This is a genomic window from Brevundimonas sp., assembly GCF_965279155.1.
Lineage (GTDB): Bacteria > Pseudomonadota > Alphaproteobacteria > Caulobacterales > Caulobacteraceae > Brevundimonas.
On record NZ_OZ257138.1, the window covers coordinates 1,074,569 to 1,088,039 of the forward strand.

General features: G+C 65.2%; 13 protein-coding genes. 2 read left to right on the plus strand and 11 right to left on the minus strand.

The genetic code is table 11. The features are described 5' to 3' along the window. From ACQY72_RS05170 to ACQY72_RS05220, 11 genes are all read right to left on the minus strand, one after another. Positions 1-267, minus strand: coding sequence for an Hpt domain-containing protein (locus tag ACQY72_RS05170; protein ID WP_428156186.1), 267 nt, complete (start codon positions 265-267; stop codon positions 1-3). Next, entirely contained in the window at positions 264-647 is a 384-nt protein-coding gene (locus ACQY72_RS05175) for a response regulator (RefSeq protein ID WP_428156187.1), read from the minus strand. The genes ACQY72_RS05170 and ACQY72_RS05175 overlap by 4 nt, the downstream gene beginning before the upstream one ends. Positions 648-658: 11 nt before the next feature. Then, the gene (locus ACQY72_RS05180; protein WP_428156188.1) at positions 659-3,130 is read right to left on the minus strand and encodes a response regulator; all 2,472 of its coding nucleotides are present in this window, start codon (positions 3,128-3,130) and stop codon (positions 659-661) included. Positions 3,131-3,552: 422 nt separating this feature from the next. Next, positions 3,553-4,311 carry a DUF6683 family protein gene (locus ACQY72_RS05185; RefSeq protein WP_428156189.1) on the minus strand — a complete coding sequence of 253 codons (759 nt, stop codon included), beginning with the start codon at positions 4,309-4,311 and terminating at the stop codon, positions 3,553-3,555. A 166-nt stretch (positions 4,312-4,477) separates the two neighbouring features. Further along, positions 4,478-5,230, minus strand: coding sequence for a DUF6683 family protein (locus ACQY72_RS05190; protein ID WP_428156190.1), 753 nt, complete (start codon positions 5,228-5,230; stop codon positions 4,478-4,480). Between the two features lie 169 nt (positions 5,231-5,399). Beyond that, positions 5,400-6,137, minus strand: a complete 738-nt coding sequence (locus ACQY72_RS05195) for a hypothetical protein (protein WP_428156191.1) — start codon at positions 6,135-6,137, stop codon at positions 5,400-5,402. A 165-nt stretch (positions 6,138-6,302) separates the two neighbouring features. Further along, on the minus strand, positions 6,303-7,046 hold the full coding sequence (locus tag ACQY72_RS05200; protein WP_428156192.1) for a DUF6683 family protein: 744 nt from the start codon (positions 7,044-7,046) through the stop codon (positions 6,303-6,305). A 169-nt stretch (positions 7,047-7,215) separates the two neighbouring features. Beyond that, entirely contained in the window at positions 7,216-7,962 is a 747-nt protein-coding gene (locus tag ACQY72_RS05205; protein WP_428156193.1) for a DUF6683 family protein, read from the minus strand. Positions 7,963-8,051: 89 nt separating this feature from the next. Then, a complete protein-coding gene (locus ACQY72_RS05210; protein WP_428156194.1) occupies positions 8,052-8,729 on the minus strand; it encodes a hypothetical protein in 678 nt (225 codons plus the stop codon). Positions 8,730-8,813: 84 nt separating this feature from the next. After that, positions 8,814-9,200, minus strand: coding sequence for a FliO/MopB family protein (locus tag ACQY72_RS05215; protein WP_428156195.1), 387 nt, complete (start codon positions 9,198-9,200; stop codon positions 8,814-8,816). Continuing rightward, positions 9,197-10,426, minus strand: a complete 1,230-nt coding sequence (locus tag ACQY72_RS05220) for an EscU/YscU/HrcU family type III secretion system export apparatus switch protein (protein ID WP_428156196.1) — start codon at positions 10,424-10,426, stop codon at positions 9,197-9,199. The genes ACQY72_RS05215 and ACQY72_RS05220 overlap by 4 nt, the downstream gene beginning before the upstream one ends. Positions 10,427-10,705: 279 nt before the next feature. Between ACQY72_RS05220 and ACQY72_RS05225 the strand changes: the two genes are divergently transcribed. Together ACQY72_RS05225 and ACQY72_RS05230 are read left to right on the plus strand one after the other, a co-directional pair. Then, complete coding sequence (locus ACQY72_RS05225; RefSeq protein ID WP_428156197.1) at positions 10,706-11,392, plus strand: lytic transglycosylase domain-containing protein; 687 nt, start codon at positions 10,706-10,708, stop codon at positions 11,390-11,392. A gap of 51 nt (positions 11,393-11,443) precedes the next feature. After that, entirely contained in the window at positions 11,444-13,468 is a 2,025-nt protein-coding gene (locus ACQY72_RS05230; RefSeq protein WP_428156198.1) for an FHIPEP family type III secretion protein, read from the plus strand. Positions 13,469-13,471: the final 3 nt, after the last annotated feature.

Consider the following 13,471-nt stretch of genomic DNA (forward strand, 5'->3'; position numbering starts at 1 on the left):
TCAGGGCAAGGCGTCCAGCGCCGCGATCAGTTTGTCAGCCGCTGCCGCATCCAGCCCCCGCCCCGACGCGAACCCGTCGTCCACCGCCAGCGCCGCTGCACCAATATCGGTGAACTCGAACAGCCCCGCCGATCCCGCCAACCCGTGCGCCACCCGCTCCACCCGATCAAGATCACCCACCGCCAGAGCCTGCGCCAACGCGGCCCGATCCTCCACCGCCCGGACGCAGAACTCGGCCCTCAACGCCGCCAGCGGATCGTCGCTCATGCGTCCGCCGCCGCCAGAATGTCCCGCAGCTGGCGCGCCAGCGTCATGGGATCGAACGGCTTGACCACCACGCCAATGGCTCCCAGCGCCATCAGCCGCTCGACCTCCTCGCTCTGGGCACGCGCCGTCATGAAGACGACCGGCGTCTTCTCCAGCCCCGAAATCTCGCGCAGACGCACCAGCACGCTCGGTCCGTCCATCGACGGCATCATCACGTCCAGCAGGATGATGTCCGGCGCCGGCCCCGTCTCCAGTTGCACCATCGCCTCCGCCCCTGACGCCACGCTGGTCAACGCCAGGTCGGGGTCCAGCTCCAGCGCGAACGCCGCCACCTCGCGGATGTCCGGTTCGTCGTCGACGTGCATCACGGTCAGGGGCATGGGCTTTCCTCTCAGCGGTCACGTGGGGTGAAGGTCAATCGCCGCACCGTCCGCGCCAGATCGGCCAGCGACGCCGACGACTTGACCAGCACGGCCTCGACCCGCTCGCCCAGCGCCGCGTCCATGTCCTGCGCGGAATAGACCACGACAGGAATCCCCTTGGCTCCCTCGCCAAGGTCGGGCAACAGCTCCAGACCCGACCCGTCCGGCAGCCCCAGGTCCAGGATCACCAGATCCGGCCTGACCCGCGCCAGCACCTTGCGCGCCTGCGACAGGCTGGTTGCGTGGGTGATCTCGGCGATACCCGCCAGGGTCTCGGCGGTGACCTGCAGAATGTCGGGGTCGTCGTCCACATGCAGGATGACCGGGGCCTGACGCCCCAGCCGTTCCAGCACCGCAGCGATGGCGCTACGCAACCGCTCCTGATCGAACGGCTTCTCCAGCCAGTCGATCACCTCCAGCGACCGCCCCCGCGCACGGCCTCGGGCCACATCGGCCGAAACGACGACGACCGGCGTGTCCACCGTATCAGGCCGTTCGCGCAACGCCCGGATCAGGCCGATCCCATCCGCGTCCGGCAGTTGCAGATCCACCAGAATGGCGGCGAACCCCTCGTCCTCGACGGCGTCCAGCGCGGCGGCGGCGCTGCCGGCGACCAGGGCGTCGAACCCGTCCTGCGCAAGCATGATGCGCAGCACCTCGGCCGCATCGGGATCGTCCTCGACGATCAACAGGCGCGGCCCGTGCGTCGTCTGCGGCGCAGCGTCGCCGACGGTCATCGGCAGGTCCAGATGGAAGGTCGCCCCCTCGCCCGGCGCCGATTCGAACCACAGCCGCCCACCGTGCCGCTCGGCAATTTCCTTGGCGATCGCCAGCCCCAGGCCGGTGCCGCCGCGCTGGCGGGTGTCCGATCCGTCGGCCTGGGCGAACTTGGTGAAGATGCGCGCCCGGAACGCATCGGGCACACCCGGCCCGTGATCGCGCACGCTCAGCCGCACGATGCGCGCCTCGGGCATAACCGCGACCTCGACCGTGCCGCTCTCGGGCGAGAATTTGGCCGCATTCGACAACAGATTGACCACCACCTGCACCAGTCGATCTACATCCCCCATCACGGGCGCCGCCGGCCCCTCGGCTAGCTCCAGCCTGACCCCCAGCCCGTCAGCGAACCCCCGCACATTATCCAGCGACCGGATCGCGACCTCGCGCAGATCGATGGGCTGAAGTTCCAGATTGATCTGCCCGGACTCCAGCTTCTCCACATCCAGAATGTCGTTGATCAGCCGCACCAGCCGCAGGCTGTTGGAATGAGCGATGCCAATCAGGCGTCCCGCACGCTCCGATAGGCTGCCCGCCGCACCACCCGCCAGCAGGCCGAGCGACCCGGCGATGGAGGTCAGCGGCGTCCTCAGCTCATGACTGACAGTCGAGACGAATTGCTTCTTCAGCTCCTCGACCCGGCGCCGGTCTGTGATGTCGCGCACCACTGCCACCAGATGCACGCCGGTCGGCAGTTCCAGCGGACTGAAGGCGACATCGACCGGAAACGCTTCGCCGCTTCGCCGCCGCCCCGTCAGTTCCTGCACCAGACCGCCCGTCGCATCGGCCCCGCCCGCCCTGATCCGCGCCATCAGTCCCTTGTCGCCCTGATCGCTCGCTTCCAGCAGCACAGCCACGTCACGCCGCCCCAGCTCCTGCGCCGACCAGCCGAACATCCGCGTGGCGGCGGCGTTCATCGTCTCGATGGTGCCGCTGGGGTTCAGCGTCAGTATGGCGTCGATGGCGCTGTCGAAGATGGCCTCCTGCCGCGCCGCCGTGGCCCGAACCTCGGCCAGCAGCGTCCGCCGCGTGGTGACGTAGCGCACGAACAGCCATGCCGACCCGGCCACCACGACGATCAGCGCCAGGAACAGCGCCGTCACCATCGTCTCCGTCATCTGCGACCGCGCCTCGACCCGCCCCGTCAGCGTCGTCAGCGCCCGCGCATCGATGTCCGTCATCCGGTCGATGGTCGTGCGAATACGGTCCATCGCCTCTTTGCCCCCGCCGGTGGCGACGGCCGTCAGCCCCGCCTCGCGGCCGCGCCGATCATAGGCCTCCAGCGCCTCGCGCATCGCCGCCTGTTTGACCGCGATTCGCCGCTCCAGCTCGGCGATGTTGGCGCGCTGAACCGGATCGCCCGCATAGGCCGCCCTAAGCTGCGGCAACTCCCGGCCCAGGCGCTCGGTCGCGGTCGTATAGGGGACCAGAAAGTCGGGATCGCCGCTGATGATATAGCCGCGCTGTCCCGTCTCGGCGTCCTGCATCAACGAGAAGACGGTCTGCAGCTCCTCGCGCGCCTTGTGCGACTGCGCCGTCTCCTGACGCAGGGCCCGAACCCGCTCGAAATCACGCCGCATCTCCAGCCCGACGCACGCCAGACCGACCACCAGCGCCACAACCGCCAGGCCCAGCCCCCACCGCCGACGTGATCCGCGCACCATCCCGCCCTCTCGACCTCAGCCGACGCCGCCAACCCCGACGTGCATCGACCCTTCACCCCGACGGTCCGACATCCCGCCCCGATAGGCAAGACCATCACCGTCCTTGCGACCAAACAACCGAAAGGCGATAAGGTTAATGGAGACGAGGGCGCTCACTCTGGATTGGTGACACGGCAAGAGCGAGGTCATCTCAGCCGCAAATCCTCAGCGGATTGGCCGGCGCTGCGATTGGAGATCATGTCGTTCACAGCACGCACGCTTCATTCTGACCTATCCCCGCCTCTGCGCCCCCGCAAGAAGAGCAGAACCAGCAGTCCCGCCAACACCAGGCCGACCATCGCATAGTGCAAGACGGGGGCGCCCGGCATCGGCGCTAAATCGTCTGAAGGAAGATTGGCCGCCGGGCTTTCGCCCTGACCCTTTCAAGCAGGCGTCAGGCCGGCATTGGTCAGTCGCAATTGACGAAGATCGACGCCCATTTCGTTTCTGAACCGAGCGACGGCCGCATCGCCCAAACGACGCGCCGTGGCGTTGTCGCCGCGCTGCATGGCGTCCACATAGGCCGCGTGCTGCACGAGGAAGTTCAGCATCAACACCTCGGCCATCTCCTGGCGACCGGCGTCGTCGAGCCTCGCGACCGGTCCGCCGGCGATTGAGCGGCGAACCTGGTCACGAACCGCCAGGGTCTGAGTGCGGTTGTTGTCGCCCTGATTGGCGATGACCCAGTTCATCACCCAATAGGCGGCCATGGCGTCCGCCACATCGCCGGCTCGCAGGCCATCGGACAGGACGATGCCGGACCAACTGCCGATGGGATCTCCGTTCGTGAGCACCGATCGCACGCGCTGCTCCGCCTCGCGACCCGAATTTCTGCCGACGAATTCCGCGAACTGAGACCTGACCCGCGTGGAGACGGAAGGCGAGGCGCGATAGGTCGTGCGGACCACGGCCCCCGACGGAGCCGCAAGAGCGCGAGGTGCGGCCCGTCTGGCAGACGAAGGTGAGCCATCGCCCGAGGACATCATATTGTCCCGCATGGCCGCGTGCATCTGGTTCATGGCGTCGGATGTCGCGAACCCCTGAAACGCATAGTCCTGAGCCCCGACAGGACCCGCCAGCACCACCGCAGTCGCGACCATCATGGCGAACCGTATTTTTGCGTGATGCGAACGCTTCGTCATTAGCCTATCTCCGACTTCGACGTCCCAAGAAGAAAAATAGGGCAAACAGACCCGCCAACATGGCGAATCCCAGTCCGACGATTGCATAATGGAAGACAGGAAAGGCCGTTATCGGCGCTTCATCGTCCGTAGAAGGATTGGCCGCCGGGCTTTCACCCTGACCCTTTCAAGCGCTGGGGGTGAACCCTGTGTTGGTGAGCCGAATACTGCGTAGATTGACGCCCATCTCGTTGTTGAAACGCGCCACCGCGGCGTTCTGCAGACGGCGCTGCATGCCTGCGTCATTTGCCGCCATAGCGTCCTCGTAGGCGACGCTTTGGGCGATGAAGTTCAAGATCATCGCCTCGGCCATCTCCTGCTTCTGAGCGTCGTCCAGACTTGAGAAGCCTGGGTTCCCTCCCAGAATGGATTGGACTTGTGAACGGACGGCGGAAACTTGCGAACGATCGACTTCGCGGACGTCATTCGCAATCTGCCAGTTCAGAACCCAATAGGCGGTCATTGCGTCAGCGACGCTTCCGCGTCGCAGGCCATACTGCGACACATGACGCCCCCAGCGCGCGAAAAAGTCTTCACGGTCCATGGCCGCCGCGATGCCGGCCTGGTGGCCCCCAGTTGATCCGACAAAAGCGGCGAACTGGCTTTTGACCCGCGATGTTACTGCGGGCGATGCGCGATAGGAGGTCGAAACCGCGCCTGCCGCCCCGGAGGCGGCAGGGCTGCTGGCCGAAGACGACGAAGAGGATGAGGCAAGGCCGCGACGGGAGTCCCGCTCCAGCTGATTCCCAACCACCGTGTTCAGAGCCATACTGGTCTGAAAATCAGGCGTATAGGTCGGCACGAAGTCCTGAGCCGACGCCATGCCGCAGACGGCGCTCATGGCCAGGGTCAAGACGACTGAGGCGAACTGGTTCTTCATGTCATTCCCTTTTCCCACCGCGACGCCCAAGAGCGAAGGTCAAACCGAGCAATGCCGCCAGAAGAGCCAAGCCAAGGCCGACCGTCACTGTGTTAAGGGCTGGAGACTTCGCCCCTGTCGTCACCATGTTCGAGGAAGGATTGGCCGCCGGGCTTTCGCCCTGACCCTTTCAAGCGATTGGAACAAAACCTCTGTCAGTGAGCCGCAGCCGACGCAGGTCCATTCCTGCAGCCCGCATCTGGCGTTGAGCTTCGTCTCCAAGCGTTCGCACATCGTCCGTGCGTCCAGCGCGCTGGGCTTCGTCCACAGCAGAATCGAGAAGCATGGCCTGATAAATCAAGGTCTCCGCATATTCCTGTCGTTGGGCCGAGGTTCGAAGTCCAGCCCTGCTGAAGTCAAAACCCGACGCGACCTGCGCCCGGACTGCTTGGGCCTGTGTGCGGGAATAAGGTTCTCGCTGATCATTGGCCGCGCCCCACATGGCTAGCCAATAGGCGGCCGTTGCGTCCACGACATTGCCTGATCGAAGTCCGAATCGAGAGACCCCGCGATCGAACAACTGAACAAAATCGCGCTGCCGGAAGGCTGCGCTCAGCTGCTGTGCGCCCGTGGGGTCTCGCCGGCTTACCGCTTCCACGATCCGTTGCTCGACGCCCCGGCGAACTGAAGGATCGACACGATAGGTAACCGAGGCGGTCTCCGCTGGCGCTCGAACCGAACGCGAGGATGCTTCAGTCCCGGAAGAACCCACCATGGCGTCACGAGACGCCGCCTGCATCTGGTTCATGGCGTCGGATGCCGCAAACCCCTGGAAAGCGTAGTCCTGAGCCCTGACAGGACCCGCCAGCACCACCGCAGTCGCCGCCATTATGGCGAACAGTATTTTGACATCACGCGCACGCTTCACGACGACCTATCTCCGACTCCGACGTCCCAAGAAGAAGAACAGCACGAACAGACCCGCCAATGTGGCCACGCCCAGGCCTACGATCACATAATGAAAGACGGGGAAGGCCGACGGCGCTTCATCGTCCGCAGAAGGATTGGCCGCCGGGCTTTCGCCCTGACCCTTTCAAGCGCCGGGGGTGAACCCTGTGTTGGTCAGTTGGACATTACGCAGATTTACACCTGCCTCGCTTCTAAAGCGTGCGACCGCAGCGTCTCCTAATCGGCGCATCGCCGCGTTATCGCCAGCCTGGATGGCATTTGTATAGGCTGCGTGCTGCACTAGGAAATTCAACATCAACGCCTCCGACATTTCCTGGCGCTCGGCGTCGCTTAGTCGAGATAGATTGGCGTTAGAGGCGATGATGCCGCGCAGTTGGTCGCGTGCAGCTATCGTCTGAACACGATTGTTGTCCGACTGGTTTGCGATGACCCAGTTCAAGACCCAGTATGCGGCCATGGCGTCAGCCAAGTCGCCAGGACGCAGGCCGTCACTGCGCACAATGCCTGCCCAACTTTCGACGGCGTCGCCACGCGCCAGCGCCGTTGCGATATCTGTTGCGCCTTGTGGACCAGCGCTCCGGCCGACGAAATCAGCAAATTGCTGTTTCACGCGTTGGGTCACGGCAGGAGAGGAGCGGTAAGTGGTAGACCCCACTCTTGACGCTGCGCTCGACGAGGCTGTCGATCTCGAAGATGTGCCGCGCGGACGCTCCGAATCTCTTCGTAGCTGGATGCCCATATTCACCGCAGAGTTCATATCTGAGGTGAACGAAGGACTGTACGAAGGCGTGAAGTCCTGAGCCGACGCCACGCCGCAGACGGCGCTCATTGCAAGGGTCAAGACGACTGAGGCGAACTGGTTCTTCATGTCATTCCCTTTTCCTACCGCGCCGCCCAAGGGCGAAGGTCAAACCGAGCAATGTCGCCAACAGAGCCAAGCCGAGGCCCACCACTACTGTGTTCAAGACAGGAGACTTCGCCGCTGTCGTCGCTCCAGCCGGGAAAGAGTTGGCCGCCGGGCTTTCACCCTGACCCTTTCAGGCAGGAACCAAACCGCCGTTTGTCAGTCGCAACTGACGAAGATCGACGCCCATTTCGTTTCTGAACCGAGCGACGGCCGCATCGCCCAGACGGCGCGCCGTGGCGTTGTCGCCACGCTGCATGGCGTCCACATAGGCTGCGTGTTGGACGAGGAAGTTAAGCATCAGCACTTCGGCCATCTCCTGGCGACCGGCGTCGTCGAGCCTTGCGACCGGCCCGCCGGCGATCGAGCGACGAACCTGGTCACGAACCGCCAGGGTCTGGGCGCGGTTGTTATCGCCCTGATTGGCGATGACCCAGTTCATCACCCAATAGGCGGCCATGGCGTCCGCCACATCGCCGGATCGCAGGCCGTCCGACCGGACGATGCCTGACCAGCTGCCGATGGGATCACCGTTCGTGAGCACGGATCGCACGCGCTGCTCCGCCTCGCGACCCGAATTTTTGCCGACGAATTCCGCGAACTGAGACCTGACCCGCGTCGAGACGGCAGGCGAGGCGCGATAGGTCGTGCGGACCACGGCCCCGGAAGGAGCCGCAAGAGTGCGAGGTGCGGCCCGCCTGGAAGACGAAGACGAGCCATCGCCCGAGGACATCATATTGTCCCGCATGGCCGCGTGCATCTGGTTCATGGCGTCTGAGGTCGCGAAGCCCTGGAATGCATAGTCCTGAGCCACAGTCGCTCCGGCCCCCAGAAGCGCGACTGCCGCGACTGCGCCGAGAATATCCGTTCTGATGCTCATGGTCCTCGCTCCATTCAACCGGTTTTCATTAAAACCAAGACGGCGGGCGAAGGTTTCGCCCGCCGCCCGATGTCGTCTGTCCGTCAGGCCTAGCCTTGCTTTCTCGCCAGGGTCGAGGCAGATTCGCCGATCGACTTGAGAGCGTTGTTCAGGGCCTGGGACACGAAGTCCAGTTCCTTGCCCACCGCCGTCATTTCTGCGGACAGGCTGCCCATCTTGGGCTTCTTCTTCTGGCTTTCGGCGTCGATCTTCTCACCGATCTCAGCCATGCGCTCCATCTTGGCGTCCAGGACGCTGCCCAGGGCCAGGGCCAGACGCAGCATGAAGCTCTTGCCGTTGGCGCCGCCGCCGACGGTGTTGCCGTCCTCGTCGCGACCGCCGGTGCGGGCCTTCTCAAGGGTCTTGTCGACCAGATCCTGAACGATGTCGTTCATCTGACGATCGATCTCGCCCGCCTCGAAGGCGCCGCCGCCCGTGGCCGCCGCCAGGCCTGCGGCCGATTCACCGATGCTCTGGAAGGCGCCGCCCGTATTGCCCGAGCTCGCGGCGAAGGCGCTCTGGGCCAGGTCGATGACCGACTGCGGCAGGCCCAGTTGTTGCCCGACCATCTGGATGACCTGCTGGCCGATCGAAGAAATGGCTTGGGTCAAGGCCGCCTGGATGAGGGCCGAGGCGCCGCCCGTCACGGTGGCCAGAGCCGTCTGAGCCACCGTGCTGACCAGGGTGCTGAAGAGGTTGCCGCCGCCGCCGATACCGAGGAATGACATCTGAAATCTCCGAGTTTGGGTTTCCGGTCCGCCGGGCAGGCGCATCGCCCGGAAACCCGACGTCGTCACAAAACCACCCCTCCCCTATCGCCGGTAGTCAGGCCGTTCCCCAGCTAGGGATTTCCCTAGCAGCGCCTTCAGACGCTTGGGCATGGCGGCCGTTTGGGCCTGGGCGGCCTCGACGCGGGCGGCGTCTTCGGCGATTTCTTCGGGGGTGCGCGTGCGGCGGTCCAGCACGGTGACGCTGCCTGCCGTGACGCCCAGCAGCAGCACCTCGTCGCGCCAGATCACCACCGTCGCCCGCTCGCGCGGGCCCAGCGGCAGGGCGCGGACGAAGCGGATTTCGTCGCCGCTCGGGGTTCCGGTCTGGACCTTCTTGAGGAAGCGGATCGAGAAGAAGGCCAGCCCCAGCACCAGGGCCATGGCGACCAGGACCGTGAACAGGTCCATCAGCATTCCAAGCGGGTTCATCGGGTCTCCGGCGACGGTGAACGGGGCGTCACCATGCCGTCCTCGGGCATGGCGGGAAAGAGCGGACCGGAATTCCCGGACCGATCCGGTGCGGTTTCATGCGCGGCGGCGGGCTGCTCGTCAGGATCGCCGGCCATCTCGACCGGCTGCAACCGCTCGCCCCGCGCCGCGTCGTCGCGCAGGCGGCGCGCCATCAGGATGATTTCGGCGACGGCGGCGAACATGTCCTCGGGCACCACGGCCTCGACCGGCACCTGTTCGTGCAGAGCCCGCGCCAGGGGCACGTTGCGGATGATGGGCACGCCCTCGCGCTCGGCCATGTCGCGCATGGCGCCGGCGATCATGCCGTCCCCCTTGCCCGCCACCACCGGCACCACATGCTCGGTCGGGTCATAGGCCAAGGCCACGGCGATATGGGTCGGGTTGACCACCAGGGCGGCCGCGCCGCGCACCGAGCCGACGGCGTTCGACTGGGCCCATTCCTGCGCCAGTTCGCGACGGCGGGCCTTCACGGTCGGATCCCCTTCCATGTCCTTGGCTTCCTGGCGGATGTCGCGATGGCTCATCCGCATCTTCTTCATGAAGCTGAAGCGCTGGTATGAGGAATCCAGGATCGAGATGAAGACGAACACCACCAGGGTCCAGCCCAGCAGGTGGAAGGCGGTCGATCCGAACGCGCCCAGGACTTCGCCCGGCTGGGCGCCCGGCAGACGCAGGATACGGTCGATCTGGCCGAACAGCAGCAGCGCCGTCAGCCCCAGCAGCAGCACAGTCTTGATCAGCGACTTGCCGACCTCGAACAGATTGTCGGTATTGAACATCCGCTTGAGCCCCTCGCCGGGGTTCATGTGGTCCATCTTGGGCGTCATCTTCTCGAAGGTCAGGACCGGCCCGACCTGCAGGAACTCCACGACCGAGGCGAACAACGCCACCGGCAGCATCAGCACCGCCATGATCAGCACCAGCCGCCGCGCCGCCGACCAGGCGATCTGCTCATAGGCGTCGCCGAATGGCTGATCCATGACGCGGAACACCTCGTCGAACAGGCCGGCGAAATGATCGAACACCGTACCCGACAAAAGCAGGCCGACCAGAAGCCAGGCGAACAGGACGGCGGTCGAACCGACGTCCTTGCTCTTGGCCACGTCACCCTTCTTGCGTGCATCCTGCAGCCGCTTGGGTGTCGGACGTTCTGTCTTGTCCCCGCCGTCGTTCTTCTCGGCCATGAGGATCGAATCTCCCGGATGCGACGGAAACGACGCGCAATTTCGTCACCGACAGGCGTTAGAGCATCACGCTTATGGCAAAGCTTAAAAGCCAATCAGGACACTGATTAATACGCACAATTAGACATGACGATGTTAACCGAGTTGCAAAAAATCAATCTTTGCCACTTCGTTGACAACATTCATGGCCACCCATATCAACGTAACGCAACACCGTTGTTCCGAGAAACGGAGGTCAAACGAGCTATGAAACAGCTATGCTTGACCATAAGCATATCGATGCTTCTAGTTGCGCATTCTTATCAGGATGCGCAGGCGCAAGACTGTAACGGCAGCCAGTCGAATCTGGTCGCTTCGGCCGATTCCGTCAGCCGCTTCGCCTTGGCCCTGGGCAACCGACCGGTATGCGCAAGCACGCCTTCGGCCTCGCAGCAGTTGCTGGCCTATGAAGATCAGACGCCCGTGGATGCGATCGGTTCCGCCGGACTTGCGTTTTCTTCACAAGCTCCCGTTGCACGGCCCCGCGTCGGTCGGGTGCGAACCGCGCCCGCTCAGTATCGGGACGTCATCGTCGCGGCCGCCCGGCGCCACGACATCGATCCCGATCTGTTGCAGGCGATCATGAGCGTGGAATCCGCGTCGAACGCGCGCGCCACCTCGCCCGTCGGCGCGCGCGGCCTGATGCAGGTCATGCCCGCGACCGGCGCCCGTTTCGGTGTCGCCGACCCCGCCGGCCTGTATGAGCCAGAGACCAATGTTCACGCCGCCTCGGCCTATCTGAAGACGCTTCAGGGGCTGTTCGGCAACAACCTGACCCTCGTGCTTGCGGCCTACAACGCCGGCGAGGGCGCGGTTCAGAAATACGGCCGCCAGGTCCCGCCCTACCGCGAGACCCAGGCCTACGTCCGCAATGTGCTGGCCCGCTACGACCAGCTCCTCCAGGCGCGCCGCGCCTACATCCGATAGGCCCGATCCCCTCACCGGCCTGATCCGCCGGCAGCCAAGAAGGCGTGTTCCATGCGTTTCGCCAACCCGCTGAATTTCTTCAATCCGCGCGCCTCGGGCCGCGGGCTGGGCCAGTTTTCGGACCTGTTCCTGGTGGCGGGCGTGGCGGCGATCATCGCCATGATGATCATGCCCCTGCCGTCGCTGGCCATCGACACGCTGGTGGCCATCAACATCAGCGCCGGCGTCGTGCTGCTGCTGGTCTCGATCTACATCGCCTCGATCGTCGAGATCTCGGTCTTCCCCAGCCTGCTGCTGATCACGACCCTTTTCCGCCTGGCCCTGTCCATCGCCACGACACGGATGATCCTGCTGGAGGGTCACGCCGGGGCGATCATCAACACCTTCGGCAACATGGTCGCGGGCGGCAATCTGGTGGTCGGCCTGGTGGTCTTCCTGATCATCACCGTCGTCCAGTTCATCGTCATCGCCAAGGGCGCGGAACGCGTGGCCGAGGTCGCCGCGCGCTTCAGCCTGGACGCCATGCCCGGCAAGCAGCTGTCGATCGATTCCGACCTGCGCTCGGGCCTGATCGACAAGGACGAGGCCAAGCGTCGCCGCAAGCTGCTGGAGATGGAAAGCAAGCTGAACGGCAATCTCGACGGCGCGATGAAGTTCGTGAAGGGCGACGCCATCGCCAGCATCATCATCGTCGTCATCAACCTGCTGGGCGGGCTTGCGGTCGGCATGCTGCAGGGCGGTCTCGACTTCGGCGCAGCGGTCCACAAATATTCGATCCTGACCATCGGCGACGGCATGGTTATGCAGATCCCGGCCCTGCTGGCCGCGATGGCGGCGGGCCTGATCGTGACCCGCAGCGGCGACGGCGACAGCGGCGACCTGCACCTGGGCGCCTCGATGCACCGCCAGTTGTCGGCCCAGCCCAAGGTCTTCCTGGTCGCCGGCGGCATGTGCTGGCTGCTGGCCCTGGTGCCCGGCTTCCCGACCATCGTCTTCCTGTTGCTGGGCGCGGCGGCCATGCTGGGTGCGGTTATGATCGAGCCGAACTGGCGCAAGCGCGCCAGCCGCCGGGTCAAGGCCATGACGGGCCGCGCCGCCAACGACGCCGAGGGTCCGATCGAACAGGCCCAGACCCGCGCCATGGAAAGCACCGCCATGACCCCGCTGCTGCTGGAGGTCCAGGGCCGCGCCATCCGCACCTTCGAATCCGACCGGATCACCGCCGCCCTCGAAGCCCTGCTGGAGGAGTTCGAGAATTCTCTGGGCGTCGCCCTGCCCCGCGTCACCTTACGCTATGGCGCGGCTGATGCGCCGGATCGCTGGCGGTTGATGGCCTTCGAGGCCCCGCTGGGATCGGGCGATCTTGTCGCCGCCGAGGATCCGGTCGGTGAGACCGTGCTGGGCGTGCGCGCCCTGCTGCGCCGCAACGCCGGCATGTTCATCGGCATTCAGGAGGCCTCCGCCCTGCTGACCCGCGCCGGCGAATCCTATCCCGAGGTGGTCAAGGAGGTGGCGCGCGCCCTGCCGCTGGCCCGGATCGCCGAGATCATGCGCCGCCTGGCCGAGGAAGAGGTGCCTCTGCGAAACCTGCGCGACATCCTGGAAGCCCTGGCCGACGCCGGTCAGCGCGAGAAGGATCCGCTGGCCCTGACCGAGTTCGCCCGCGTCGCCCTGCGTCGTCAGATCAGCCACCGCTACGCCCCGGAAAGCGTGCTGAAGGCGGTGGTTCTGGAGCCGGCGCTGGAACAGCATCTGCGGGATTCCATCCGCGTCGGCGGGGCCGGCCAGCAACTGGCACTGGATCCCGACATGGCCCGCGCGACGATCGAGGCCATTCGCGACGCCGTGCGAGCCGTCGACGCCGACGCCGTCCTGACCGCCATCGACCTGCGCCGGCATATCCGCAAACTGGTTGAGCCGGACCTGTTCGAGACGCCGGCCCTGTCGTTCCACGAGCTGCTGCCCAGCCTGAAGCTCGACATCGTCGGCCGCGTGGCCCTGCCCCGCCTGGACGTGGCGACCACCGCCCCCACCGCCTCTTCGCAAGTTTCCCCTCCCTCGGCCGCTGCGGCCTGAACC

Coding starts and splice junctions, on each gene's coding strand:
- ACQY72_RS05190 (WP_428156190.1), bottom strand. CDS start 5,230: ATGAAGAACCAGTTCGCCTCAGTCGTCTTGACCCTGGCCATGAGCGCC.
- ACQY72_RS05200 (WP_428156192.1), bottom strand. CDS start 7,046: ATGAAGAACCAGTTCGCCTCAGTCGTCTTGACCCTTGCAATGAGCGCC.
- ACQY72_RS05210 (WP_428156194.1), bottom strand. CDS start 8,729: ATGTCATTCCTCGGTATCGGCGGCGGCGGCAACCTCTTCAGCACCCTG.
- ACQY72_RS05225 (WP_428156197.1), top strand. CDS start 10,706: ATGCTTCTAGTTGCGCATTCTTATCAGGATGCGCAGGCGCAAGACTGT.
- ACQY72_RS05215 (WP_428156195.1), bottom strand. CDS start 9,200: ATGAACCCGCTTGGAATGCTGATGGACCTGTTCACGGTCCTGGTCGCC.
- ACQY72_RS05185 (WP_428156189.1), bottom strand. CDS start 4,311: ATGACGAAGCGTTCGCATCACGCAAAAATACGGTTCGCCATGATGGTC.
- ACQY72_RS05170 (WP_428156186.1), bottom strand. CDS start 267: ATGAGCGACGATCCGCTGGCGGCGTTGAGGGCCGAGTTCTGCGTCCGG.
- ACQY72_RS05205 (WP_428156193.1), bottom strand. CDS start 7,962: ATGAGCATCAGAACGGATATTCTCGGCGCAGTCGCGGCAGTCGCGCTT.
- ACQY72_RS05220 (WP_428156196.1), bottom strand. CDS start 10,426: ATGGCCGAGAAGAACGACGGCGGGGACAAGACAGAACGTCCGACACCC.
- ACQY72_RS05230 (WP_428156198.1), top strand. CDS start 11,444: ATGCGTTTCGCCAACCCGCTGAATTTCTTCAATCCGCGCGCCTCGGGC.
- ACQY72_RS05175 (WP_428156187.1), bottom strand. CDS start 647: ATGCCCCTGACCGTGATGCACGTCGACGACGAACCGGACATCCGCGAG.
- ACQY72_RS05180 (WP_428156188.1), bottom strand. CDS start 3,130: ATGGTGCGCGGATCACGTCGGCGGTGGGGGCTGGGCCTGGCGGTTGTG.